Source organism: Xanthomonas dyei, from assembly GCF_002939865.1.
In the GTDB taxonomy this organism is placed as follows: Bacteria; Pseudomonadota; Gammaproteobacteria; order Xanthomonadales; family Xanthomonadaceae; genus Xanthomonas; species Xanthomonas dyei.
Genome location: NZ_MDEE01000001.1, coordinates 78,286 through 102,213 on the forward strand (window position 1 = coordinate 78,286; position 23,928 = coordinate 102,213).

The window sequence follows — 23,928 nt, forward strand, 5'->3', positions numbered from 1 at the left end:
CGATGCGACCATGCCCCGCCCCAAGACCACCCTTCGCCAACTGAGTTACTTCGTCGCACTTGCCGACACCGGCAGCTTCACTCGCGCCGCCGAACAGATGGGCGTGTCGCAGCCCTCGCTGTCGCAACAGATCCGCGCACTGGAGGCCATCATCGGCGCACCGCTGTTCGAGCGCGGCGTGCCGGCCATCCTGACCCCGCTCGGGCGCGATCTGCTCGACCGCGCGCGCAGCATCCTGCTCGACGTGGCCGATCTGGAAGACCTGCGCACCACCGCGGCCGATACATTGATTGGCACCATCCGGCTCGGTGTCTCGCCCACGCTGGGCGCCTACCTGATGCCCAGCCTGGTTGCGCGGCTGCACCGCGAGCACCCGGCGCTGCGCGTGCACGTGCGCGAGGGTTTGCCCACCGTACTGGCCAGCGACCTGGCCAATGGCGTGCACGATCTGATCCTGGCGCAACTGCCGGTGGCCGGGCGCAGCCTGCACAGCGAACGACTGTTCCGTGAGCCCTTGCACGTGACCATGGCCGCCGATCACCCGCTGCGCAGCAAACGCTACATCACCCCTGCCGATCTGCGCGGTACCAACCTGCTCACCTTGATGCCGGAATACCGATTGGCCGAACAGGTGGCCGCCATCGCGATGGACGTCGGTGCCCATGTACTGCGCGATTACGAAGGAACGAGTCTGGATGCGATCCGGCAGATGGCCGGCATGGGCATGGGGTTGGCGCTGTTGCCGGACCTGTACGTGCGCCAGGAAATCCGCGAAGGCGACGATGTGGTGGTGCGCCCGATCAAGGGCGGCCGCTATTACCGCGAGATTGGGCTGCTGTGGCGGCAAGGCGCAGGACGTGCGCCAGCGTTCGGTTTGATCGCCGATTTGCTGCGCGCTGCAGCCGCATAGGAAAATCCTATACAACGGATAAGCGCTCCGGCCTTGTCCTATAGCGGTAACTCGTCAATGCTTCACTGAACTCATCAATGGAAGTTCAATGGCGTCACAGCGGATCGGATGGCGGGAAGCGGCGGGCTGGCTGGCGGAAATCGTCGGGCCTGACATGCCGTACGTGCGTCTTGCCCTGGTGTACGGCGTGGCGATCAGCCTGCTGTCGCTGGCCACGCCCATCTCGGTGCAGTTGCTGATCAACAGCGTCGCCAATACCGCACTGTCCACGCCACTGTGGACGTTGTCGGGCCTGTTGCTGGGGCTGCTGCTGCTGGTGGCGTGCCTGAGCGCGATGCGGGTGTGGATGATGGCGCTGTTCGAACGCCGCCTGTTCGCGCGCGTGGTGGCCGAGATCACGGTGCGCGCGGTGCATGCGCAGAACCCCTTCTTCGCCGACCAGAACCGCGGCGATGTGTTCAACCGCTACTTCGATCTGGTGGTGGTGCAAAAAGCGGTGCCCAGCCTGGCGATCGGCGCCTTCACCATCGTGCTGCAGTCGGCCGTCGGCCTGATCGTCACCAGCTTCTACCACCCGTTTTTCCTCGGGTTCAACGCCTTGCTGCTGCTGATCATCTTCGCCATCTGGATGATCTGGTCGCGCGGTTCGATTCGCACTGCGGTCGACCTCAGCCACGCCAAGCACAATGCCGCGCATTGGCTGGAAAGCGTCGGCGGTTCCAATGGCTTCTACAAATCCAGCCGCCATCTCAACTTTGCGATGGACCGCTCCGAGGCGGTCACTGCGGCCTATGTCGACCGGCATCGGCGCCATTTCCGCTATAGCTTCACCCAGACGGTGGCGTTCCTGCTGCTGTACGCCGTTGCCAGCGCGGCGCTGCTGGCGCTGGGCGGCAGCTTGATCCTGCGTGGCGAGCTGTCGATTGGCCAGCTGGTGGCGGCCGAGCTGATCCTGAGCGCGGTGTTCTATGGCATCGCGCAGCTCGGCGCGTATCTGGACACGTTCTACGATCTGGTGGCCAGTGCCGAAGAATTGTCGCTGCTGTATGCCATTCCGCAGGAACGTGCCGTCGTGGCGGCCGGCAAGATCCCCGGCAACAGCGCGGTGCGGCTGGACGGCGTGGTGATCGAGGGGGCGCGGTTCGATTTCACCCTGGAAGCCGGCGAGCATCTGGTGACGCTGGCCGATGGCGGCGCCGAGCGGCTGCTGGCGATGGTGCTCAAGCGCCATGTGGTGCCGGATCGCGGCCTGGTGATGGTGGGCGGTGCGGACCTGGCCACCTTCGACATGTACCTGCTGCGCTCGGAAGTCACCGTGCTCGATCGACCGACGATTGTCGAAGTCACCATCCGCGAGTATCTGGCCATGGCCTCGGCCGACGTGAGCTCCGAAGCGATGCTGGAAGCCATCGACACGGTGGGGCTGCGCGCACGCATCGCCGCCTTGCCGCAGGGCCTGGACACGCGCCTTGCCGCGTCCGGCTTTCCGCTGTGGATCGGCGAAGTGATGGCGCTGAAGCTGGCAAACGCCTTGCTGGTGCGCCCACGCGTGCTGATGTTGTCGCAGCTCTACGACCTGCTCCCCGCAGAACGCCTGACCCGTGTGCTGGGACGCCTGAAGGAGGCCGGCACCACCGTGCTGCTGTGCACCGGCAGGCCGGAAGACATCACCCTGGATGGCTGGTTCCGCCTGGAACCCGCGCGCCAGCAGCGCTACGCCACGCGCGCCGAACTCATCGCATCCACCCAGGAGGCCACCAATGCAGCACGCCCCTGATCGGATCGCGCACTTCCCCACGCTGGCCTCGATGCGGCCACCGAGCATCGCCAAGGCGCTGGCGTGGATGCTGTTGATCGGCGTCGCCATCGCAGGTTCCATCCTCGCGTTCGCACCGTGGGTGCAGACCGCCAGCGGCAAGGGCCAGGTGGTCTCGCTGGACCCGGGCGACCGCCAGCAGCAGGTCACCGCCTTCGTGCCCGGCCGCGTCGAGCGCTGGTACGTACACGATGGCCAGCACGTGTCCAAGGGCGACCCGATCGCACGCGTCGGCGACCTGGACCCGGATCTACTGACTCGGCTTGCCAGCGAGCGCGCGCAGGTCGCGGCGGAAATCGCCGCCATCCAGCAATCGCGCGCGGTCGCCAGCATCGACGTGGAACGCAGCCGGCAATTGCTCGCCGAAGGGCTGGCCGGGCGCCGCGATTACGAGCTGACCCAGATCAAGGTGGCCGAAGCCGACGCCAAGCTGGCCGAATCGCGCGCCAAGTTGACCCGCATCGACATCCAGTTGAACCGCCAGTCCGCACAGCTGGTGCACGCGCCGCGCGATGGTCGCGTACAGCAGCTCAACGCCGCCAGCGGCAGCGCCATGGTCTCGCCCGGCACGGTATTGGCGGTGATTGCGCCCGAGCGCGTGGAGCGTGCCGTGGAGCTGTATATCGATGGCCGCGACGTGCCGTTGATTCGCCCCGGCCGCCCGGTGCGGCTCGAATTCGAAGGTTGGCCGGCGATCCAGTTCAGCGGCTGGCCGTCGGTGGCGCACGGCATGTTCGATGGTCGTGTGCGCGCGATCGACCCCAATGCCGCACCGGATGGGCTGTTCCGCATCCTGGTCGAGCCGCTACCGGGCAAACCCGCATGGCCGGCGCAGGAATTCGCCCGCCAGGGCGGCAAGGTGCGCGGCTGGGTACTGGGCGAAACGGTGCGGGTGGGCTACGAACTATGGCGCCAGCTCAACAACTTCCCGTTGGAATTCGGCCGCCGCCCCGCCGCGACCACGCAGGACGATGGCAAGGCCAAGCCTGCCGCCGACAAGTCCGAAGACGACACGACGGGCAAGAAATGATGCGGCGTCTGTTTGTCCTGCTGATCGCACTGTGCCCCGGTGCGGCCTTCGCACAGGCCGCGCCGCTGACCCTGGACGAAGTGCTGCAGTCCTCGGCCCGCTCTGCGCCGCAGATCGTCGAAGCGTTGGCGAAAGTCCGCCAGGCCGAAGGCAAGGGAATCTCGGCCGACGGCGCGTTCGACACCGTGTTCGATATCGAAGGCCGCTCGCGCGAGGCCGGCTACTACGACGGCAGCACCATCGAAAGCGGCGTCAAGCGGCCGTTCGAGAACAACGGCGGTTATTACTACGGCGGCTACCGGTCCTCGCGCGGTGCGTTCCCGGTCTACGAAGACAAGTCGTATACCGACCGCGGCGGCGAAGTGAAGGTCGGCGCGCTGTACGCGCTGTTGCGCGACCGCGTGGTCGACGAGCGTCGCACCAAGCGCAGCGTTGCCAGCGCCGACATCAATGTCGCCCAGTACGAAGCGGAGATGGTGGCGATCGGCGTGCAGCGGCGCGCCGTGGACGCCTACCAGAGCTGGGTGGCAGCCGGCCTCAAACTGCGTGCGTACAACGACCTGCTGGCGTTGGCCGAGCAGCGCCGCAATGCGATTTCGCGACAGGTGACGCTGGGTGCGCGCCCGACCATTCTGCTGACCGAAAACGACCAGAACCTGGTGCGCCGGCGCGCGCTGGTGGTGCGCTCGGAGCAGGACTTCGCCAACGCCGCCAATGCCTTGTCGCTGTATCTGCGCGACGCCGCCGGCATGCCGCTGATCGTCTCCAGCGAGCGCCTGCCACCGGATACTTCCGCACTGGAAGGCCTGGCCGGTGCCAGCAAGATCACCGCGCCGGTGGAGCGGCCCGATTACCGCGCCGTGCTGACCCGCATCGACCAGGCCACTGCCCGGCTGATGCTGGCGCAGAACGATCTGAGGCCACGGCTCGATGTGAGTTTCGAAGTCAGCAAGGACCTGGGCGACCCCGGCGTGGGCGGGCCCAATCGCTCGCCGACCGATGCGATCATCGGCTTCCGTTTCAGCGTGCCGCTGGAAAACCGTTCCGCCAAAGGCCGCGTTGCCGAAGCACGCGCGGAGATCGAAGCGCTGGATCAGCGCAGCCGCTTCCTGCGCGACCAGATCTCGGTGGAAGTGGAGTCCATCGTGATCTCGCTCAACGCAGCCGAACGACTGGCCAAGATGGCCGACGAAGAACGCGGCCTCGCCGACCGCCTGGCCGCCGCCGAACGGCGACGCTTCGAACTGGGCTCGGGCGATTTCTTCCTGGTCAACCAGCGCGAGGAAACCGCCAACGACGCACGCGTGCGTTTGATCGATGCGCAGGCGCGGATTGCCTCGGCGCGCGCAGAGTTGGCAGCGGCTACCGCTGACCGGGATGCGTTGCAGTTAGGTCGTTGACGCGTTGAGTCTGCGCTGGTCGCGCCTGCGCGCATTGGTCCTGCGCCATACCAATTGCGCCGCTGGCAGTGCTTGTAAGGGCTTATACAGCGTGGCCGGCGATATCGCAGGGCGATCCGCAGAACTGGCAGCGATCTCGACTGGATACGGCGCTACGGATTTCGAAGCTACGTTGCTTGCTGAGCTATAAGCAGCCGCGACGTTGCGAATCGCTGCAATGGGTTCGGTCCAAGACACCCAGCGTCGGACCCCGCATGGCGATCTTAACCTGCAGGTCGTTCGCCTCATCGTACGACGACGTCCGAATAACATCTGCGTGCGCATGCTCGGCGTGCCGGCCAACCGCTGGCGGTACGGGCCAATCGCCCGCATGGCAACCTTGCAATCCTTCGGAGGTGCATATGTCTTTTCGGCAATTTCCCGCGATCGGCGCAGATGGCGAGCCGTACGTCATCATCGAATTTCGCAACGAGCAGTCGCCTGGCCAGGGCGCACATCCCGCGCCGCGTTACGAACTCCCCGACGGCCGTCATTTGCAACGGCAAGGGCAACGCTTCATCACCGAAGGCGGCGAGCTGCAACTCTCCACACCGTGAGCGCTGCCTGGTCATTTTTTGACCAGCCAGACGACAGCCCTTGCCCTGCAAGGGCTGCGCCAGCTTATCCACATGCTTGTGCAACTTTCATCCACACCCCGTGTGGATGAAATTGTGATTCTCTTCCGAACAGAGGCTTTGAATTTGCGCCGCTTGCAGCGCCGAATGCGACGTGCAGCGTTACGCAATTGATGATCAGGACACATCAACAACAGCATTTTGCCGGCTAACGTACAAGTCAACCGGCAAGTCAGTCTGCGACGCGATCCGACCGCTCCAGCACCCGCTCGATCCCACTAAGGTCGATCTCACTTGCCGCACGCGCCAATGCTGCACGATCACTATCGGATTCGAACCCGATCCGAAAATGCAGCTCGCCCACCGGCGTGCGCGAGGAATGGATCGAGGACAGGTTGACCCCTTTCCACTCGAAGACATGCAACAGTGCGCGCAGCGAGCCGGGCTGGTCTTCGGGCAGATACACGCTCAAGGTCAGCGGTTCGGTGAGGTCGGCCAACAGGTAGCCCACGCGCTCGTAGGTGTAGTTGCCTGCGGCCAATGCGGTGTGTTGCAGGGAATGGACGTTAGCGTCCAGGAACTGACTGCGGAACTGCGCGCGCGCCGCGTCGTCGCCTTGCGCCACCAGCGCGCGTAAGTGCTGCAGCTGCGACAGCAGGCGGTCGAGCATTTCGCCGACGTACGGGTTACCGAACTGGATGTCTTCATAAATCGATGGATTGAGCGAGAGGATGCGCGCGATCACTGCAGTGTCGAGTTCGAACGACGCGGAGCGATACGGCATCAATGCCTGCAATTCGCCAAGCAGCGGCGCGTAGTCGCGCAAGGTGCCGGCCTGCGCCAAGTGAGTGGCGTGCACCATCGCCTGCACCAAGGCCATCACCCGGTCGTGGTGCTCGGGCGTGGCGTAAACGCACTCTGCCTGGAGTGCCGCGTACAAGGTCTGCACCCACGCCGACCAATGCTGCAGGCGCGCTTCGCAGACCACCATCACCCGCCCCTTCAAGGTTGGCGATTTCGGCGGCGCGGTCATCGGATGCAGGCCGACCACGTCTGCCTGCGACGCCAGCATCGCAGCGACCGGCGCCTGCTTGATCGAGGTGACGTCCATCCACAGCTGCGATGCAGCGCGTGCGCCGGCCAGTTCCACATAGCGTTGGATCAATGCGGCAGTGTGGCGAATCGGCGCAGAGAAAATCAGCACATCCGCACGCTGCGCCAGGGTGGCTTCGTCGATGTCGCCGCTGACTGCAGGATCGAAGCCGATCACCTTCAGCTGCATGCGGGTGCGCAAAAACTGCGCCAGCCAGCGCCCGTAGGCGCCGGCAATGCCGACGATGCCGACGACCGGCTGCGCACTCATGCCAGGCGCTCAGCGGCAAAGCGCGGCGGTGCCGCAAGCGCAGCCGGGGCGGCAGCCAGCACATCGAACTCTTCGTAACCTGCCGCCAGCGTGGCCTCCAGCGCGCTGTGCACACCGGTGAGCGCGTGTCCCACCGCCTGCTCGAACGGCACATCACGCAGCAGAAAGCCGATCAACAGCGCCATCAACACATCGCCGGTGCCGGCCACGTCGACCGGCAGATGCGGGCTGGCCCAGCGATACACCGCATCAGTGCTGACCGCCAAGGTCACCAATTCGCTCGCTGCGCCGGCAACGCTGTGCGCAAGCACCCATTGCGGGCCGCGTGCGAGCAGGACGCGTGCCGCAGCGATGGCATCGTGCTGTTCCAGGCTGGGCATACCCGTCAAGCGTCCCAGCTCGAACGCATTGGGCGTGACCAGCCAGGCATGCGGTAGCAAGCGTTCGGCGAACACCCGCTCCAGGCCCGGCTCGACGTAGGGGCCGGTGTGCGTGTCGCCGATCACCGGATCCAGGCAATAGCGCAGCTGCGGCGCCTGCGGCAGCGTCTGCTCCAGCCAATCGGCGAATGCTTCGCCATTGGCCAGGCTGCCGAAATAGCCGGAGACCAGCATGCGCGCCCGCTGCGGCAGGCCGCGCTCGGTGGCGCCGAGCAATAGATCGGCCAGCCAGTCGGCCGGCAAGATACGGCCGCGCAAGGTTGCGTAGAACGGCGCGTTACTGAGCAAGGTGGTCGGCACTTCGGCCACACGTAATCCGAGCGCGCGCAGCGGCGGTACGGCAGCGCTGTTGCCGGCATGGCCATAGACCAGCTGCGACTGCACCGAGATCACATCGACCGGCGAAGGACCATCCGGGCGCTGGCGGCGACCGTGGACGAGATGACTGTCGGTTGCATCGCTCATGGGAGGCGCCGTCGTGAGAGGAGAGCCCCATTATCTGCTGCAATACGTGAGCGCGTGGCGTGTTTGGAACCGTGCGATGTGCAGTGCGACGCGCTGTGACTGGAGGCGAGCTGGATGGGCGCTGACATTCACGCCGTTTGGTGACGCAGACGTCGGAGCCGAACGCTTCAGCGCTGCGCAGTCTCTGCATGTTTTGCAGACGTTGCGATCTGACGAGGCGCGACCGCGCTGAGTGAGCGGGTATCGGCTCAGCGTCGGGATGGTGTCAGTGGCTCAGATGCGGTTTGCGGCATCGCGCAGTGATTCGATCGAGAGTGCTGGGCACTGCGCGCGCGAGGCGAGTGAAGCGCAGGCCTGCACGGAGGTCAGCCCGAAGCGTTGTCAATTGGATATCTCTATTGATGCCCGGCTGCACTGGAGCAAGGCCAAGTTGCCGATAGCTTAGGCGTTGGCGATCGTTACGCCGCACCCTCATCCGCCCTTCGGGCACCTTCTCCCAATGGGAGAAGGATGTTGTTCTTCTGGCACTTTCTTGCGAGGGAGAGTCTGGTACTTTCCTGCGAGCAAGCTTCTGGCAGTTTGTTTCGTTCCGGCAGTTTGTTTCGAACGCTCTTCTGGCAGTTCTTCCGAGCGGGAAGGATGTCGTTCGTGTAGCGCTTCTCGCGACAAGAAAAGGATATCTCCGCAGGAGCGCTTTCGATCGAGCGAAGGAAAGCTGTCTTCTCCTCATTCGCCTCACCAATGTCCACGCCTGCTCCGGGCAGGAGCAGGCACGCCCTTTGTTCGGCTGCGCCCCCTCACTGCCCATGACGTCGCTTACGACGTCATGCGATCCCAGAAGCCCTTGACGCCATCGATGAAGGTGGCCGACTTGGGCGAATGCTTGCGCGCATCCTCACCGGTGAAGGTTGCCTCGAACTGCTGCAGCAACTCGCGCTGATCGGCGGTCAGGTTGACCGGCGTTTCGACCACGACACGGCAATACAGATCGCCTTCGCTGCGGCTGCGCACCGAACGCACGCCCTTGCCGCGCAGGCGGAACAACTTGCCGGTCTGGGTCTCTGCCGGGATACGGATTTCCGCTTCGCCACCCAGGGTCGCAACGCGTACGGTGTCGCCGAGCGCCGCCTGCGAAATGCGGATCGGCACTTCGCAGTGCAGGTCGTCGCCGTCGCGCTGGAAGATCGCATGCTCGCGCACGCGCACTTCCACATACAGGTCGCCCGGCGGTGTGCCGGCCGGGCCGGCCTCGCCTTCGCCTGCCAACCGGATGCGGTCGCCGGTGTCCACGCCAGCCGGCACCTTGATCGACAGCACCTTGTCTTCTTCCACGCGACCTGCGCCATGGCAGGTCTTGCACGGGTTCTGGATCAGCGTGCCGCGGCCATCGCAGTGCGGGCAGCTTTGCTGCATGGCAAAGATGCCGCGCTGGATGCGCACCTGGCCGCGCCCATGACAGGTCGCGCAGGTCTCGACCTTACCGTCTTCCGAGCCGCTGCCGTGGCAGGGTTCGCATTCGATCAGGGTCGGAATCTCGATGCGGCGCTCGATCCCGGCGACGGCTTCTTCCAGATCCAGTTCCAGTACGTAACCGACGTCGGCGCCACGTCGCGCAGCGCGCGGACCGGCGGCGCCACCGCCAAAAATATTGCCGAAGATATCGCCAAAGATATCTCCCATGTCCGGGCCGCCCGGCCCGCCGCCGCCGCCGCCCATGCCGTGCTCGAATGCCGCGTGGCCATGCGCATCGTAGGCGCGGCGCTTATTGCCGTCCGACAACACTTCATAGGCTTCCTTGCACTCCTTGAACAGCGCCTCGGACGCAGCGTCGCCCGGATTACGATCCGGGTGGTGCTTCATGGCGCAACGGCGATAGGCCTTCTTCAGCTCGTCGTCGCTGGCACCGCGGGCAACGCCCAGCACTTCGTAGTAATCGCGTTTGCTCATAAGCGGGGATTCGTGGTTCGTGATTCGTGATTCGTTTGAAACGCGAAGGCGGACAGCATGCTGCTGGTCCGCCTTGGCGACGCGACGCGTAGAGGATATCGGGCGGGAGGGACATGCGCTTTAGCGCCTGCCCTCCCCATGCCCGACTCCCAAATCACGGCTTACTTCTTGTCGTCCTTGACCTCGGTGAACTCGGCGTCCACCACGTCATCGGCGGCCTTGGAGGCCTGCGCATTGCCGCTGGCCGCATCGGCGTTGCCGCCCTGCTCTGCCGCAGCGGCGGCGGCGTACAGCGACTGGCCGGCTTCTTCCAGCGTCTTGCTGCGCGCTTCGATCTGCGCCTTGTCGTCGCCCTTCATGGCGGTCTCAAGATCCGCCAGCGCCGCTTCCACCTTGCCGATCACATCGCCGCCGACCTTGCTGCCATGCTCGGTGATCGCGGTGCGGGTGGCGTGGATCAGACCATCGGCCTGGTTGCGGGTCTGCACCAGCTCCTGAAACTTCTTGTCTTCTTCGCGGTTGGCTTCCGCGTCGGCGACCATGCGCTGGATCTCTTCGTCCGACAGGCCCGAACCGGCCTTGATCTCGACCTTCTGTTCCTTGTTGGTCTTCTTGTCCTTGGCCGACACGTGCAGGATGCCGTTGGCGTCGATGTCGAAGGACACCTCTACCTGCGGCATGCCGCGCGGCGCCGGCTCGATGCCGGACAGGTCGAACTTGGCCAGCGACTTGTTGAAGCGGGCCTGCTCGCGCTCACCCTGCAGCACGTGCACGGTCACGGCCGACTGATTGTCTTCGGCGGTGGAGAAGGTCTGCGAAGCCTTGGTCGGGATGGTGGTGTTCTTTTCGATGATCTTGGTGAACACCCCGCCCATGGTTTCGATACCCAGCGACAGCGGGGTCACGTCCAGCAGCAGCACGTCCTTGACGTCACCGGCCAGCACGCCGCCCTGGATCGCAGCGCCCACGGCCACGGCTTCGTCCGGGTTGACGTCCTTGCGCGGTTCCTTGCCGAAGAAATCGGCAACCGCCTGCTGCACCTTCGGCATGCGGGTCTGACCGCCGACCAGGATCACTTCATTGATGTCGCTGGCACGCAGGCCGGCGTCGTTCAATGCGGTGCGGCACGGCTCGATCGACTTCTTGACCAGGTCCTCCACCAGCGCTTCGAGCTTGGCACGGGTCAACTTGATGTTGAGGTGCTTGGGGCCCGACGCATCGGCGGTGACGTACGGCAGATTCACTTCGGTCTGCTGGCTGGTCGACAGCTCGATCTTGGCGCGCTCTGCGGCATCTTTCAGGCGCTGCAGCGCCAACGGGTCCTTGCGCAGATCAATGCCCTGATCCTTGTTGAACTCGTCCACCAGGTATTCGATGACGCGGTTGTCGAAGTCTTCGCCGCCCAGGAAGGTGTCACCATTGGTGGCCAGCACTTCGAACTGCTTTTCGCCGTCGACTTCGGCGATTTCGATGATCGACACGTCGAAGGTACCGCCGCCCAGGTCGTACACCGCAATCTTGCGGTCGCCGCCGTTCTTGTCAAGGCCATAGGCCAGGGCCGCAGCGGTAGGCTCGTTGATGATGCGCTTGACGTCCAGACCGGCGATGCGGCCGGCGTCCTTGGTGGCCTGACGCTGGCTGTCGTTGAAGTACGCCGGCACGGTGATCACCGCTTCGGTGACCTTCTCGCCGAGGAAGTCTTCGGCGGTCTTCTTCATCTTTTCCAGCACGCGTGCGGAGATTTCCTGCGGCGCCATGCGCTTGGCATCGCTGGTCTGCACCCAGGCGTCGCCGTTGTCATGCGCCAGGATGCCGTACGGCACGTGCGAGATGTCCTTCTGCACTTCGGCGTCGGTGAACTTGCGACCGATCAGGCGCTTCACCGCGTAGAAGGTGTTCTTCGGGTTGGTCACTGCCTGGCGCTTGGCCGAGGCACCGACCAGCACTTCGCCGTCCTTGGTGTAGGCGACAATCGACGGCGTGGTGCGGTCGCCCTCGGAATTTTCGATGACGCGGGCCTTGCCGCCGTCCATGATCGACACGCACGAGTTCGTGGTGCCGAGGTCAATACCAATGATCTTGCCCATGGATACGCTCCTGATGATTCTGTAGCTGTGTCCGGCGACGCCGGGTCTGGCTGAGATGTGGGGGTGGCGCGCAGGTGTTCAAGCCATCCGTGCGCATCTGTGTTCTAACGGCGCGCCCGGCAGTTCAGCCGGACGCTGGCAATCAGTCGTGCTTGGCCACGACCACCAGGGCCGGACGCAGCAGGCGATCGTTGAGCAGGTAGCCCTTCTGGAACACCTGCACGACGTGGCCCGGCGCAATGCCTTCGGCCTCGCCCTGGCTGATCGCCTGGTGCTGGTCGGGGTTGAACGGCTGGCCGACCGGGTCCAGCAGGGTCAGGCCGTTGTCGGCGGCAACCTTGAGCAATTGCTTGTAGGTCATGTCCAGGCCATCGCGCAGCGGGCTGGGCTGGGCGCCGGCCGCAGTGAGCCCGGCATCCAGACTGTCGAACACCGGCAGCAGCTCGCCCAACAGCTTCTCGTTGGCGAACTTGCGCGCGTTCTCGACGTCGCGCGCAATGCGCTTGCGCTGGTTTTCCAGGTCGGCACGTTCGCGCAGGGCGTCGGCCTTGACCAACGCGATCTCGCTGCGCAGCGACTCGATCTCGGCCTTGAGCGGATCGGTCTCGGGTGGATTCTGGGACAGGTCTTCGGAGTCGAATTCGGGGTGGTCTTGGTTCATATGCAGTTCCCGGGCAAGCGGAACGCCCGCCCCAACGTCACCCGTATGTGGGCGCTCGGCCGCGTTTCAAGCAAAACGATGGTTTCGATTGCCGCTGGTTATCGCGTGCCGGGCGGCTCCATCGCCGCGCCCAGCACCTGCGCTGCGGTCTGCACCAGCGGAATCAGCCGGTCGTAGGCCATGCGTTTGGGCCCGATCACCCCTAGCACGCCCAGCACCTGGCCATTGGCGGCGTACGGTGCGGTGACCAGCGAAACGTCTTCCAGCGACACCATGCCGGTCTCCTCGCCGATGAAGATACGGACGCCCGGCGCCTGGATGGTGCGTTCGAGCAGTTGCAGGATCTCGCGCTTGCTGGCGAAGGCTTCGAACAGCTCGCGCAGCCGGTCCAGGTCCGACAGGTCCTGCACGCCCATCAGCCGGGTCTGCCCGGCCATCACCATATCGTCCGCCTCGGCCGGCACCAGCGCCTCGCTGGCCAGGTCCACGCTGTGCGCCAGCAACTGCTCCATCTCGTTCTTGGCCACGCGCAGTTCGCGCAGCAGCGAGGCGCGGATGTCCGACAGCGCGCGCCCGGCGAACTGCGCATTGAGGTAGTTGGCCACCCGCTCCAGCTCGGCAGGCTCGTAGGCGCGACGCGGCTCGATCACCCGGTTCTGCACTTCGTTGTCGGCAAACACCAGGATCGCCAGCACCCGCCGCGCATCCAGGGGCACGAAATCGATATGCCGGAACGCGAACTGCTCCCGGCGCGGGGCGCTCACCACACCCACGAAGTGACTCATGGCCGACAACATCTGCGAAGCGCTGCCCAGCAGCGATTGGGTGCCATTGCCGCTGGCCAGCTCCGCACGCAGACGCCGCACCTCCTCTTCGCCAGGCGGCTGCATCTGCACCAGGCTGTCGACGAACACCCGGTAGCCATGTGCCGTAGGAATGCGCCCGGCCGAGGTATGCGGGGAGCTGAGCAGCCCCACGTCCTCCAGATCGGCCAGAATATTGCGGATGGTCGCCGGGCTCACATCCAGCCCGGCATGCTGGGCAAGGGTTTTCGAGCCCACCGGCTCGCCATCGCGGATGTAGCGTGCGATCAAGGTGCGCAGCAACTGGCGGGCGCGGGGGTCGAGCATTGGGGACTGGGACGCGCGCATGGGATCATCCGGTGAGACTGGGCATAGATAATGTCTGGCCCCGGGGATGGCAAGCGTCCGACTCCCTGCCCGCCCCTTCCTGCCCTAAGCTTCCCCAACGCATTCACACTCGACCCCCATGCTCAGACACCTCTCGATCAAGGATTTCGCCGTTGTCCGCGCCACCGAACTGGAGTTCGGCCCGGGCATGACCGTGGTGTCGGGCGAAACCGGCGCCGGCAAATCGCTGATGGTGGACGCGCTGGGCTTCTTGTCCGGCCTGCGCGCCGACAGCGGCGTGGTACGCCATGGCGCCGACCGCGCCGAACTGTCGGCGGAATTTCAGCTGCCGGCCGCACACCCGGGCCTGAGCTGGCTGGCCGACAACGAGCTGGACGACGAGGCGCAGTGCCAGCTGCGCCGGATCATCCGTGCCGACGGCGGCTCGCGCGCCTGGATCAACGGCCGCCCGGTGACCTCCTCGCAATTGGCCGAACTGGCATCAAAGCTGGTGGAAATCCACGGCCAGCACGAGCACCAGGCCCTGATGGCTCGCCACAGCCAGCTCGCCCTGCTCGACGCCTACGCCCGCAACAGCGCCCAGCGTGAGCAGGTGCGCCAGGCCAGCCAGCGCTGGCAGGCGCTGCTGGACGAGCGCGATGCGCTGTCTGCGCAAGGCGATGTGTCCGACCGCATCGGTTTTCTCGAACATCAACTGGGCGAACTGGAACGCGAGGACCTGGACCCGGCCGCGATCGCGGCCCTGGACGTCAATCACCGCCGTCAGGCGCATGCCACTGCATTGATCGGCGCCTGCGACAGCGTTGCCCAGCAGCTCAACGGCGATGACGGCGCGTCGGCACTGGGCCTGCTGCAGGACAGCCGCCACGACCTGGCACGCGTCGCCGAGCACGAGCCGCGCCTGGGCGAGGTGGACGCGTTGCTGGACAGCGCCGTGATCCAGATCGAAGAAGCACTGGCCCTGCTCGATCGCGTGCGCGACGACCTGGACGCCGACCCGGCCCAGTTCGAAGCGATGGAGCGCAGTCTCGGCCGCCTGCACGATCTGGCGCGCAAACACCGTGTCGCCCCGGACGAGCTGGCCGCCCACCGCGAGCGCATGAGCCTGGAAGTGGAAAGCCTGCGCGGCGCCGACGAGCGCCTGCAGCAGCTGGACAAGCACATCGAGTCCGCCACCGGCGTCTGGCGCAGCGCGGCCGGCGTGCTCAGCGACAGTCGCAAGACCGCCGCCGAGGCCTTGTCCGCGGCCACCACCACGCTGATCGGCGAATTGGGTATGGGCGGCGGGCAGTTCCTGATCCAGCTGCAACCGCACGACAGTGCGCGGCCGGATCCCAACGGCGCCGAGCGGGTGGAATTCCTGGTCGCCGCCAATGCCGGCCAGCCGCCGCGCGCCCTGCGCAAGGTGGCCTCGGGTGGTGAGCTGTCGCGAATTTCGTTGGCGATCGAAGTGGCCGCACTCGGCCTGGACAGCGTGCCGACCATGGTCTTCGACGAAGTCGATTCCGGCATTGGCGGCGCGGTGGCCGATATCGTCGGCCAGAAGTTGCGTGCCTTGGGCGAAGAGCGTCAGGTGCTGTGCGTGACCCACTTGCCGCAGGTCGCGGCCAAGGGCCACGCGCACTACCGGGTCAGCAAGGCGCCGGTGGACGGCATGACCCAGAGCGCGGTCGAGCTGCTCGGCCCGCAGGCGCGCCAGGAAGAACTGGCCCGCATGCTTGGCGGTGTGGAAGTGAGCAAGGAAGCGCGCGCAGCAGCCCGCAAGCTATTGCAGAGCGCCTGATCGAGGTCTATTGCGGAGGCTGCGGTGTCGATGCGTTATCGCAGCCTCTGCTGGCGGCTCCCAGTAAACCTCTCCACCCCGCATCACACAACGCACAAGGCGGCCGAAGCCGCCTTGTTGCTCACCCACGCGGTGGCGCGTCCTCAGCGCGGACGCTTCTTGCGCACATACAGCACCAGCGAATGTTCTTCCAGCTCGTAGCCGTGCTTGGCGGCAATCTGACGCTGCAAAGCCTCGATCTCTTCGCTTTCGAATTCGATGACGTGGCCGGTGTCCACATCGACCATATGGTCGTGGTGGCCGCCGCGGTCGAGCTCGTACACAGCCTGGCCGCCTTCGAAATTGTGCTTGAGCACCAGGCCGGCGGCCTCGAACTGGGTCAGCACGCGATACACCGTGGCCAGCCCGATCTCGTCGCCATGATCGAGCAGCTGCCGATAGATGTCTTCTGCGCTGAGGTGGTGCTGGTTGCTCTTCTGTTCGAGCAATTCCAGGATCCGCATCCGCGGATGGGTCACCTTGAGCCCGACTTTGCGCAGGTCGTGGGTTTCCATATGTTCTCCGTTCATTGGCGATTTAGCGCCAGCTGCCATCAAACGGGTCGCGGCGACCGGCGGGAGTGTATCATCGGCGTGATTTCCTCATCACTTATTCCCCGATGCGCAATCTCCTGCTGGTCGCCGCCGTTGCTCTCTCCACCGCTGGCTGCGGCATCATCTACAAGCAGCCGATCTACCAGGGCAATCTGATTAAACAGAATGCCGTGGAGCAACTGCAGGTAGGCCAGAGCAAGCAGCAGGTCAACGCGTTGCTGGGCACTCCGTCGATCCCGGACCCGTTCCATGCGCAACGTTGGGACTATACGTCCACCCAGCGCGTCGACCGTCTGGCGCGCACCGAAGTCAAGAATTTCACCGTGTTCTTCGAGAACGATCAGGTGGCGCGCTGGGAAGGCGACTACTTCCCGTCGCAGGACGAGCAGTTGGCCAAGTCGGCCCCCAAGCAGTTCGGCCGCAACCTAGCGCGCGACAAGAAGAAGCAGCGCGGCCGTTGATGCGCTGCGTCAGAGCGATCACCCGATCGCCTGACCACTAAAAGCACTCGAAAGCCGGCCTTGATGCCGGCTTTTTGCTTGCCCTTCTTGGCTGGAACGTTCTGCTTCAATTTACCGATTGCCACGCGCTTCCCTGGCTGAGCAGAGCGCATGGCTGGCTGATCGCGCCGATGGCCGCGGCGATGCTTTTGCGGCCGCGACTATCGGCGCAGCCGCCCGACTCAACGCAGATCTAGATTTTCTCGAAACTCGCTTCTGCGCACTCACCTCGGCATCGATATCTGCAGCTACTGCAACGCGACGTCGCATCACACGACGCAAAAGCCGCAATGGAGCACTGTCCGGAAGAGTTCGCTCACCAACAGTGCGGGCGGGCGATGCGGCCAGATGCCGCCTTAGCGACCGGCATTGGCCTTGTTCGCAGGTGCAGCCCGACGGCGGCGCGCCTCTTTCGGGTCCAGCAACAGCGGTCTGAGCAATTCGACCCGGTCGCCGGCGCGCAACACCTGATCCGGGCGCGCCACGACACCGTGGATGGCGAGCGCTGCGGGCGGGTTGTCCTGGCAGAGGCCGGATGCGGCTGCCGCCTCGGCGGCGGTGGCGCCCTCCGGCAGCTCCAGCACGACCGCGCTGTAGCGATCCGGCCAGGCCAGGACGACTTCGACCCGCACGGTCACACGTCGCCGCGATCGGCGACCCGCACGAAATCGTTGACCATGCGATCGGCCAGGCCCTGAAATCCCAGCGCCAGTGCCGGCCCCAGCAAGCGCGAGCTGGTTTCCACTTCCAGGGTCAGACTCACCTTGCACGCGTTGTCGCCCAGCGATTGAAACTCCCACAAGCCTTCCAGGCGCTTGAACGGCCCATCGCGCAGATGCATCACGATGCGTTCGGGCCGCTCGAGCATGTTCTCGGTGGTGAACCAGGTACGGAACGAGCCCAGGCCCAGGTCCAGGCGCGCCACGATATGCGCATCGTCCTGCTCCAGCACATGGGCAGCGTCGCACCAGCCGAAGCGGCGCGGATAGGCGGCGACATCATTGACCAGATCGAACATGCGGGAGGCGCTGTGTTCGACCAGTGCGCTGCGACGGATGGTAGGCATTCGCTAACTTGTGAAAGACGGAAGATCGTTTGACGACGCCGAATCGGCGACAATGGCGTCATGAGCAAGCAACCATCCAAGGATAAAGCAAACGGCGCGAAGGCCACGAAAACCATCGCGCTGAACAAGCGTGCGCGCCACGAATACCACCTGGAAGAGCGCTACGAAGCCGGTCTGGCGCTGCAGGGCTGGGAGATCAAGGCGATCCGCGCCGGCCGCGCCAACATCGTCGACGGCTACGCGTATGTGCGCTCCGGCGAGATTTACCTGATCGGCGCGCAAATCACCCCGCTGATCCAGGCCTCCACCCACACCGTGCCGGTGGAACGTCGCGACCGCAAGTTGCTGCTGCACCGGAGCGAAATCGACAAGGTGCTCACCCGCGTGGAGCGCGAAGGCTACACCCTGGTGCCGACCGCGCTGTACTGGAGCAGCAACAAGGTCAAGCTGGAAATCGCCCTCGCCAAGGGCAAGCAGAATCACGACAAGCGCGACGCCGCCAAGGACCGCGACTGGCAGCGCGACAAGCAGCGCGTGATGCGGCGGCATAACCGAGATGCGTGAATCGGGAATCGGGAGTGGGGAATCGCAAGAGCTGGTCTGCTGCCTGCTTCGGGCTTAATTTAGCTTCTGCCAGAGCACAAACTGACTCAGTGCGCGGCCTCTCAGCTTTGACGATTCCCGATTCCCCACTCCCGATTCCTCAGGTCGCGCCAAGCATCCGCATCAAATTCGGCACTCCCCTGCCCTGCACGTAGCGATCGCGTTCCAGATCGGTGCAGGTGTCGAGCATCAGTTGCTTGACCCGGTCCGGGAAGCCGATGAACTCGCGGCGTGCCGACAGAAAGCCGGCCAGTACGCCGGAGACATGCGGTGCGGCCATGCTGGTGCCGCTCATTTCCACCATCAGGCTGGCCGGATCTTTTGGGTCGAAGTCGTAATACGCCGAGACGATCTTTTCGCCCGGCGCCACCACGTCGGGCTTGCCGCGGCCGTCGGCGGTGGGCCCGCGCGAGGAAAAATACGACACGCCGTAATTGTGCGGGCTGCTCTTGTGCACCGAGCCGACCACGATGGCTTCTTTCAGATTGCCCGGGTCGCTGATCGACAGATCCATGTTGGCCGGATAGGCATCGCCATCCTTGCCCATCAACCAGGCCAGCCCTTCGTTGCCGGCAGCCACCACCACCAGCACACCCTGCCGCCATAGCCGCCGCAACTCGTTGCAAAGCGGCGTAAAGCCGCAGCCATAGCTTTCCGGGTCGAAGTAACCGCCCAGGCTCAGATTCACCCCATGGATGACCAGCTCGCCTGCGCGCTCGTTGATGGCAGCCACCTGCTGTACGGCCTTGATCATCCACGAATCGCGCCCATCGCCGGCGTCGTCCAGCACCTTGAAGCCATACAGCTGCGCGTCCGGCGCCATGCCGGCAAATTCCAGCGGCGGGCCCGGCTTGCCCTGCGCATCCGGCAGCGTCGCCTGGCAGTGGCCGGCAATGATCCCGGCGATGTGGGTGCCGTGGCCGTGCCGATCGAGCCGGGCAAACGCATCGCCGTCGGCGCGCGTCAATCGCTTGGGCGCACCGCGCCGGGTGCAATCCCATTGCGCCACCACATTGTCACGCTGGCCTTTGACGAAAAAATGCGGGTGACTGGCGGCGATGCCGGTATCCAGCACCGCCCAGCCGATCTGCTGCCCACGCGCACGATAGGCGTTGCGTGCTGCGTCGGCATGCAGCACGTTGCCAGAGATGTGAATCAGCGCGCGCTTGCCGGCATCGCGCCACACCCGGCGAAACCCCAGCGCGCGGTAGCGATTCTGCAACGATTCGATTTCGAAGCGGGTCAACCGTGCCGACACGAAACGCTGCAACCCATCCTCCAGTTCGATCGCCTCATCCAGCGCGTCGCCTTCCAAGCCGGTGCTAAGCGCAGCGACCTCGCGCAGATGGCGCACCAGCACCGCGCGCACACCGGCCGGATCGTTGCCGGCGAGCCGCCGATCCAGCTCGATCAGGACTTCATGCCGATGCTCGGCGCCGTGCGCTTCGAGCTGCTCGCTGAGGTCCTTGATCAAGACCGCATTGGACACCGGCTGATCGAAGCCCACACCCACCGCCTGACGCACCGCCGCGCGTACCTGCGGGATCGACAGATAGCCCGATCCCGAATGCGCGTTGTGCTGCCAGTCGGGATTGATCCGCGCACCGGCAATGTTCTCGAAACGCCCCTTCGCGTTGGCGATGTCGTCGGTGAGATCCGGGTCCAGCGCGATCGGGTCGCGCGTCTCGGCCACGTTGATCCACTGCTGCACGCACGCGGGGAACGGCAGCTTGCGGGTGCCGGTCCAGCGCTTGAACATGCTGCGCACCTGCGGCAACCCGAGCGGCGATCCCAGGGTCAGGAACAGCGTCACCTCGCAGTCGGACGCCTCAAGCTGCCGCAGCACGTCGTAGGCGATCATCGAGCCCTGGCTATGCGCGACCACCACGAACGGCCCGCCGCCTGCACGCAGCCGCTGGGTCAGGCTGTCGCGCATCGATGCCGCGCGCTCGGGCACGAAGAACAGGTCGTGCACGTCCTGTAGCAACGCCGCAGAAATCAGCCGCAGCAGCACGCGGTTGATCGCATCGATCGGACCCTTTGCCTGCACGCTGCCGGGTGCGCTCGCCGTCTCCAGTTCGTCGAGCAAGCGATGCAGGTCGGACCGCTCCTGCTCACTGTGTGCCAACGCATCGGCGAGCACGTGCAGATCCTGCCCGCCCGGCACCAGGCCGAGCGTACTCAATGCACGCTGCACGCTCTGGTTGAGCGTCGGCCCCACATCGCGCCCATCGCAATTGCCGGGCTCTGCCACCGGATAGCGCTCGCGATTGACCCAGTACGCCAGCCGGGTGCGCTCACCCATTGGGCGCCCGAACAACGCTTTGTCCCACTGACAACGCAACACTTCGGCGGGCGGCTTGTTACCGATGCCGTGAATGTAGATCACGGTGCGCGCCTTTCCCTGCACGCGGGCTGCCGCGGCGGCTTGCGCGCCTGACTGCGGTGAGCGCTGTTGTTGCTGCCGTGCCGGCTGCTTGGCAGTTGCAGTGGCCGGGCGTGGTGCTGCGCGTGTCGAACGTGGACGTGGGGGCTTACCTGTCGCCATCGCTTCGCTCCTTCGGTTACAGACTGTTCGGTCCGGTAGGACTGAAGCCACTGTAAGCGCAGTCCATCTCACCACTTGTGACAGGGCGCGCCGATCCCTACACTGACCCCGTCAGCGTTTGATGCTTTCCCCGGGGGTGCACTGGTTTCGACGGGGGTCGCGAAGTCGCTTGGCGCATGCCGAGGGGGCAGCTTTCCTCGTTAATCCAGCAGCAAACTTTTAGTTGCCAACGACGACAACTACGGTTCGGACTTCGCTATCGCCGCTTAATTGGCTTTAGTTGTAGTTCTACAGCCGCCTAAGGCGAACCCCCGAAACTACTTGTGCCCGTGCTCGTAGATGTAGGGTCATTATCACGGAACCGCCGGTGGTGGCTGCCTGTCAGCTACCGGCTAAATCAAGCAGGCTGGTTTCCAGGTGCGCTTTGCCCGCCGTGCTGCCTGGGAATGAGATCTAACGGAGGGATAAGCATGTAGTGCCGGGGATGGAGTGCTTCCGGACGGCGGTTCGATTCCGCCCACCTCCACCATCTGATCGCGGAAAAGAGCAGTAAGTGCTTGATTCTGCGAAGGTTAGGCCCGGGGTTTGATGTTCAGTTTGAGCCTGCGTTAGGTATCAAACGAGGTATCAAACCCCGTGCCGAAGCCTTATTTTCTGCGCCGCCCTGCTGGGCTCTATGTGCGCTTCTTCGTCCCGACCGACCTGCAGAGCCTCATCGGCTCGCGCTACCTTGTCCGTCCCGTTCGCCTGTCCCTGGGTGATGCTGCCCGCCTGGCCGTAGCACGAACTGCTGTGGCACTCTCGGAAGCATTCGATCAGATGCGGCAAGGAGCGGGCATGCGGGACGATTTGCTGAGCCAGGCGCTGGCCGCGTTGCAAGGGAACGAAGCCCGCCCCTACACCATCAAGGTCGGTGGCGTGGAGCTCTCTGCCAACGGAGCGGACGATCATGCGCGGCTGCTGGACGCACTGAAACACCTCCCCTTTCAGCAACTGGCTTCTGTGAAGAGCGCCGGACCGCTGCTGTCAGAGCGCGCCACCATCCACATCAGTGAAATGCGGCGCGTGGGGCGAAGCGCGAAAAACGTGCTTGATACCGAACACAGCCTGGGTCTGTTCGTGGCGCTTGTCGGCGACAAACCGGTCGAGGACTACAAGACCGATGACGTCCGAAAGTTCTTGGATGCCCTCGAACACTACCCGAGCAACGCCACCAAGAAGGCGGTGTTCGCCGACCTCACCCCTGTCGAAATCCTGAGCAAGGCGCGGCAAGGTGGTCATGAACTACTGAGCATGCGCACCAAGGAAAAGCATCGGGATCGTATTGCGTCCTTCTTCAATGCCTTGGCGAACGAAGACCTGATTAGCAAGGCGCCTCACAAAGCCATCCTCAATCGCGCCAAGTCGCTCACCGATGAGCCGAGTCGTGATCCGTTTAGCCGGGCTGAGCTCGAAGCACTGCTTGAACTGAATGCGTTCACCTCTTGGGCCAAGAAGTATCCACACCGATGGTTTGGCACGCTGTTGGGATTTGCGACCGGTGCTCGGGTCAATGAGGTCGCCCAGCTCTATGTTGACGACATCGGCAAGGTCGGCGATTTCTGGGGCGTGCATTTCCGGGGAGCCAAGCCGGATCAACGCTTGAAGAACCCCCACTCCTCCCGCTTCGTGCCCCTGCCCACATCCCTGATCGAGGCTGGGTTCTTGGTCTATGTGGATGAGGTCAAGCACGCAGGCTTTGAGCGACTGTTCCCGCACTTGCCCTACAACGCCGAAAACGGCTACGGCGACGCGCTCGGGGATCAGTTCCGGGCCTATGCGATCAAGCAAGGACTGACACAACGGCTCAAAAGCTTTCATTGCTTCCGACACACCTTGTCCAATTCGTTGGTTAATGAGCACGGCATCTCGCTTCCGATTTCCCAACAAATCACCGGCCACGAACTGACGCTTCCGCCAGGCTTGAAGCATTACGTTGACCCACCTTCTGTCCCCGCTCGCTTTTCGGCCATTGAGCAGTTTGGCCCTCCACTTCCCCTGCCCGCTTACACACCAGGGCAATTTGATCGGTCGTTCAAGCAGGTTCGCCACATGGAGAGACGACGCGAGCAAGCGGCAAGACAGAGGAGCACTAGGATTAGAACGACAGGATGGAAGAACTGATCACAGTTAGGGCAGCTCAATATCACAGTCAAATGAGACAATGGCTTGACAATTCTGTAGTTTAGCCATACAAAAGCTGTATAAAATCCGGAGTTTAGTATGAGCGAAAAGACGAAAATCACCGTAAATTTGTCTGAGGAAGTCACCTCAGCGCTCAAAAGCATGGCCCAAGAACGAAGCACAAGCGTCACTGAGGTATTGCGTCACGCCATTAGCACTGAGAAGTTTTTGCTCAATGAGGTTAAGCAAGGCGGTAAGGTGTTGATCAAAGACCGCGACGGCAATATGAGAGAGCTAATCTTCCGATGACCGCTGTGGATCCGCCTCTAACGGATTACTCAGTGATTGATCTTGTTGATCTGGATGAGCCCGAATTGGGCGAGATCATCAATCCAACGCAGCCGTTAGATATTTCCGATTTGCCGGCGCAGCAAACAGAACCTTATGACCCGAATAAAGCATTGGATCATGCGCGAAAGAATGTCGCCTATTTACTGATCTGGCTTTTAGTTTTTGTTTGTGGGTTTACGCTCATTGCATTAGCCTTCGGTGCTCCAAGCGAAGTGATGCTCCATGCGCTAGAACTGCTTCTTAGCCCGATCACTGCTTTAGTCGGTGCGGCGACGGGGTTTTATTTTGGAACACGCTCTTCTTGAAATCATGACCAGCAAGACAGGTCATTCTCCATCCTGGCAAGACGCAACGTCAGTAATTGGATACATATTTTCACCCAGTGCTAGTAGTCAAGACTCCGCAAGTCCTCTGCCGAATTTGACCTACTGATAAGG

The 23,928-nt window shown here is 63.9% G+C and carries 21 protein-coding genes and 1 other RNA gene; 12 read left to right on the plus strand and 10 right to left on the minus strand.

Annotated elements, in window-relative coordinates; genetic code table 11:
• Window positions 1-10 precede the first annotated feature (10 nt).
• From XdyCFBP7245_RS00365 to XdyCFBP7245_RS00385, 5 genes are all read left to right on the plus strand, one after another.
• Window positions 11-910 carry a hydrogen peroxide-inducible genes activator gene (locus tag XdyCFBP7245_RS00365; protein ID WP_104613895.1) on the plus strand — a complete coding sequence of 300 codons (900 nt, stop codon included), beginning with the start codon at window positions 11-13 and terminating at the stop codon, window positions 908-910.
• An 88-nt stretch (window positions 911-998) separates the two neighbouring features.
• A complete protein-coding gene (locus XdyCFBP7245_RS00370) occupies window positions 999-2,687 on the plus strand; it encodes an ATP-binding cassette domain-containing protein (protein ID WP_104613896.1) in 1,689 nt (562 codons plus the stop codon).
• The gene (locus XdyCFBP7245_RS00375; RefSeq protein WP_104613897.1) at window positions 2,671-3,756 is read left to right on the plus strand and encodes an HlyD family secretion protein; all 1,086 of its coding nucleotides are present in this window, start codon (window positions 2,671-2,673) and stop codon (window positions 3,754-3,756) included. Before XdyCFBP7245_RS00370 ends, XdyCFBP7245_RS00375 begins: the two co-directional genes overlap by 17 nt.
• Entirely contained in the window at window positions 3,753-5,156 is a 1,404-nt protein-coding gene (locus XdyCFBP7245_RS00380; RefSeq protein ID WP_104613898.1) for a TolC family protein, read from the plus strand. Before XdyCFBP7245_RS00375 ends, XdyCFBP7245_RS00380 begins: the two co-directional genes overlap by 4 nt.
• Before the next feature lie 401 nt (window positions 5,157-5,557).
• The gene (locus XdyCFBP7245_RS00385; protein WP_104613899.1) at window positions 5,558-5,752 is read left to right on the plus strand and encodes a hypothetical protein; all 195 of its coding nucleotides are present in this window, start codon (window positions 5,558-5,560) and stop codon (window positions 5,750-5,752) included.
• Window positions 5,753-6,002: 250 nt separating this feature from the next.
• Here XdyCFBP7245_RS00385 and XdyCFBP7245_RS00390 read toward each other — a convergent pair whose 3' ends face one another.
• The 6 genes from XdyCFBP7245_RS00390 to hrcA all read right to left on the minus strand — a co-directional run bounded on the left by XdyCFBP7245_RS00390 (window position 6,003) and on the right by hrcA (window position 13,863).
• The gene (locus XdyCFBP7245_RS00390) at window positions 6,003-7,133 is read right to left on the minus strand and encodes a prephenate dehydrogenase (protein ID WP_104613900.1); all 1,131 of its coding nucleotides are present in this window, start codon (window positions 7,131-7,133) and stop codon (window positions 6,003-6,005) included.
• Window positions 7,130-8,038, minus strand: a complete 909-nt coding sequence (gene pdxY / locus XdyCFBP7245_RS00395) for a pyridoxal kinase (RefSeq protein ID WP_104613901.1) — start codon at window positions 8,036-8,038, stop codon at window positions 7,130-7,132. The genes XdyCFBP7245_RS00390 and pdxY overlap by 4 nt, the downstream gene beginning before the upstream one ends.
• An 816-nt stretch (window positions 8,039-8,854) precedes the next feature.
• Complete coding sequence (gene dnaJ, locus XdyCFBP7245_RS00400) at window positions 8,855-9,985, minus strand: molecular chaperone DnaJ (RefSeq protein WP_104613902.1); 1,131 nt, start codon at window positions 9,983-9,985, stop codon at window positions 8,855-8,857.
• A 161-nt stretch (window positions 9,986-10,146) separates the two neighbouring features.
• Complete coding sequence (gene dnaK, locus XdyCFBP7245_RS00405; RefSeq protein WP_005988399.1) at window positions 10,147-12,072, minus strand: molecular chaperone DnaK; 1,926 nt, start codon at window positions 12,070-12,072, stop codon at window positions 10,147-10,149.
• A gap of 142 nt (window positions 12,073-12,214) precedes the next feature.
• A complete protein-coding gene (grpE, locus tag XdyCFBP7245_RS00410) occupies window positions 12,215-12,733 on the minus strand; it encodes a nucleotide exchange factor GrpE (RefSeq protein ID WP_104613903.1) in 519 nt (172 codons plus the stop codon).
• 98 nt (window positions 12,734-12,831) lie between these two features.
• On the minus strand, window positions 12,832-13,863 hold the full coding sequence (gene hrcA, locus XdyCFBP7245_RS00415) for a heat-inducible transcriptional repressor HrcA (RefSeq protein ID WP_161961808.1): 1,032 nt from the start codon (window positions 13,861-13,863) through the stop codon (window positions 12,832-12,834).
• Window positions 13,864-14,002: 139 nt separating this feature from the next.
• Here hrcA and recN point away from each other — a divergent pair, with 139 nt between their 5' ends.
• Window positions 14,003-15,667: a DNA repair protein RecN gene (gene recN, locus XdyCFBP7245_RS00420; protein ID WP_104613905.1), complete on the plus strand. Its 1,665-nt coding sequence runs from the start codon at window positions 14,003-14,005 to the stop codon at window positions 15,665-15,667.
• Between the two features lie 143 nt (window positions 15,668-15,810).
• On the opposite strand, the gene fur is transcribed toward recN, so the two are convergent.
• Window positions 15,811-16,221 carry a ferric iron uptake transcriptional regulator gene (gene fur / locus XdyCFBP7245_RS00425; RefSeq protein ID WP_005988392.1) on the minus strand — a complete coding sequence of 137 codons (411 nt, stop codon included), beginning with the start codon at window positions 16,219-16,221 and terminating at the stop codon, window positions 15,811-15,813.
• A gap of 104 nt (window positions 16,222-16,325) precedes the next feature.
• Here fur and XdyCFBP7245_RS00430 point away from each other — a divergent pair, with 104 nt between their 5' ends.
• Window positions 16,326-16,721 carry an outer membrane protein assembly factor BamE gene (locus tag XdyCFBP7245_RS00430; protein ID WP_104613906.1) on the plus strand — a complete coding sequence of 132 codons (396 nt, stop codon included), beginning with the start codon at window positions 16,326-16,328 and terminating at the stop codon, window positions 16,719-16,721.
• 395 nt (window positions 16,722-17,116) lie between these two features.
• Here XdyCFBP7245_RS00430 and XdyCFBP7245_RS00435 read toward each other — a convergent pair whose 3' ends face one another.
• Window positions 17,117-17,392 (minus strand): RnfH family protein, encoded by a 276-nt coding sequence (locus XdyCFBP7245_RS00435; RefSeq protein ID WP_104614220.1) that lies wholly within the window; start codon window positions 17,390-17,392, stop codon window positions 17,117-17,119.
• A 2-nt stretch (window positions 17,393-17,394) separates the two neighbouring features.
• Complete coding sequence (locus tag XdyCFBP7245_RS00440) at window positions 17,395-17,826, minus strand: type II toxin-antitoxin system RatA family toxin (RefSeq protein WP_046963470.1); 432 nt, start codon at window positions 17,824-17,826, stop codon at window positions 17,395-17,397.
• Window positions 17,827-17,886: 60 nt separating this feature from the next.
• Here XdyCFBP7245_RS00440 and smpB point away from each other — a divergent pair, with 60 nt between their 5' ends.
• Complete coding sequence (smpB, locus tag XdyCFBP7245_RS00445; protein WP_055844930.1) at window positions 17,887-18,390, plus strand: SsrA-binding protein SmpB; 504 nt, start codon at window positions 17,887-17,889, stop codon at window positions 18,388-18,390.
• A gap of 139 nt (window positions 18,391-18,529) precedes the next feature.
• On the opposite strand, the gene XdyCFBP7245_RS00450 is transcribed toward smpB, so the two are convergent.
• The gene (locus XdyCFBP7245_RS00450) at window positions 18,530-20,977 is read right to left on the minus strand and encodes a S8 family peptidase (protein ID WP_104613907.1); all 2,448 of its coding nucleotides are present in this window, start codon (window positions 20,975-20,977) and stop codon (window positions 18,530-18,532) included.
• A 132-nt stretch (window positions 20,978-21,109) separates the two neighbouring features.
• Between XdyCFBP7245_RS00450 and ssrA the strand changes: the two genes are divergently transcribed.
• The 4 genes from ssrA to XdyCFBP7245_RS23630 all read left to right on the plus strand — a co-directional run bounded on the left by ssrA (window position 21,110) and on the right by XdyCFBP7245_RS23630 (window position 23,796).
• Window positions 21,110-21,506: a transfer-messenger RNA gene (gene ssrA, locus XdyCFBP7245_RS00455) on the plus strand.
• Between the two features lie 107 nt (window positions 21,507-21,613).
• Window positions 21,614-23,140, plus strand: coding sequence for a site-specific integrase (locus XdyCFBP7245_RS00460; protein WP_104613908.1), 1,527 nt, complete (start codon window positions 21,614-21,616; stop codon window positions 23,138-23,140).
• A gap of 99 nt (window positions 23,141-23,239) precedes the next feature.
• Complete coding sequence (locus XdyCFBP7245_RS00465) at window positions 23,240-23,449, plus strand: hypothetical protein (protein WP_104613909.1); 210 nt, start codon at window positions 23,240-23,242, stop codon at window positions 23,447-23,449.
• A 32-nt stretch (window positions 23,450-23,481) separates the two neighbouring features.
• Window positions 23,482-23,796: a hypothetical protein gene (locus tag XdyCFBP7245_RS23630; protein WP_146091626.1), complete on the plus strand. Its 315-nt coding sequence runs from the start codon at window positions 23,482-23,484 to the stop codon at window positions 23,794-23,796.
• Window positions 23,797-23,928: the final 132 nt, after the last annotated feature.

Coding starts and splice junctions, on each gene's coding strand:
- XdyCFBP7245_RS00365 (WP_104613895.1), top strand. CDS start 11: ATGCCCCGCCCCAAGACCACCCTTCGCCAACTGAGTTACTTCGTCGCA.
- XdyCFBP7245_RS00370 (WP_104613896.1), top strand. CDS start 999: ATGGCGTCACAGCGGATCGGATGGCGGGAAGCGGCGGGCTGGCTGGCG.
- XdyCFBP7245_RS00375 (WP_104613897.1), top strand. CDS start 2,671: ATGCAGCACGCCCCTGATCGGATCGCGCACTTCCCCACGCTGGCCTCG.
- XdyCFBP7245_RS00380 (WP_104613898.1), top strand. CDS start 3,753: ATGATGCGGCGTCTGTTTGTCCTGCTGATCGCACTGTGCCCCGGTGCG.
- XdyCFBP7245_RS00385 (WP_104613899.1), top strand. CDS start 5,558: ATGTCTTTTCGGCAATTTCCCGCGATCGGCGCAGATGGCGAGCCGTAC.
- XdyCFBP7245_RS00390 (WP_104613900.1), bottom strand. CDS start 7,133: ATGAGTGCGCAGCCGGTCGTCGGCATCGTCGGCATTGCCGGCGCCTAC.
- pdxY (WP_104613901.1), bottom strand. CDS start 8,038: ATGAGCGATGCAACCGACAGTCATCTCGTCCACGGTCGCCGCCAGCGC.
- dnaJ (WP_104613902.1), bottom strand. CDS start 9,985: ATGAGCAAACGCGATTACTACGAAGTGCTGGGCGTTGCCCGCGGTGCC.
- dnaK (WP_005988399.1), bottom strand. CDS start 12,072: ATGGGCAAGATCATTGGTATTGACCTCGGCACCACGAACTCGTGCGTG.
- grpE (WP_104613903.1), bottom strand. CDS start 12,733: ATGAACCAAGACCACCCCGAATTCGACTCCGAAGACCTGTCCCAGAAT.
- hrcA (WP_161961808.1), bottom strand. CDS start 13,863: ATGCTCGACCCCCGCGCCCGCCAGTTGCTGCGCACCTTGATCGCACGC.
- recN (WP_104613905.1), top strand. CDS start 14,003: ATGCTCAGACACCTCTCGATCAAGGATTTCGCCGTTGTCCGCGCCACC.
- fur (WP_005988392.1), bottom strand. CDS start 16,221: ATGGAAACCCACGACCTGCGCAAAGTCGGGCTCAAGGTGACCCATCCG.
- XdyCFBP7245_RS00430 (WP_104613906.1), top strand. CDS start 16,326: ATGCGCAATCTCCTGCTGGTCGCCGCCGTTGCTCTCTCCACCGCTGGC.
- XdyCFBP7245_RS00440 (WP_046963470.1), bottom strand. CDS start 17,826: ATGCCTACCATCCGTCGCAGCGCACTGGTCGAACACAGCGCCTCCCGC.
- smpB (WP_055844930.1), top strand. CDS start 17,887: ATGAGCAAGCAACCATCCAAGGATAAAGCAAACGGCGCGAAGGCCACG.
- XdyCFBP7245_RS00450 (WP_104613907.1), bottom strand. CDS start 20,977: ATGGCGACAGGTAAGCCCCCACGTCCACGTTCGACACGCGCAGCACCA.
- XdyCFBP7245_RS00465 (WP_104613909.1), top strand. CDS start 23,240: ATGAGCGAAAAGACGAAAATCACCGTAAATTTGTCTGAGGAAGTCACC.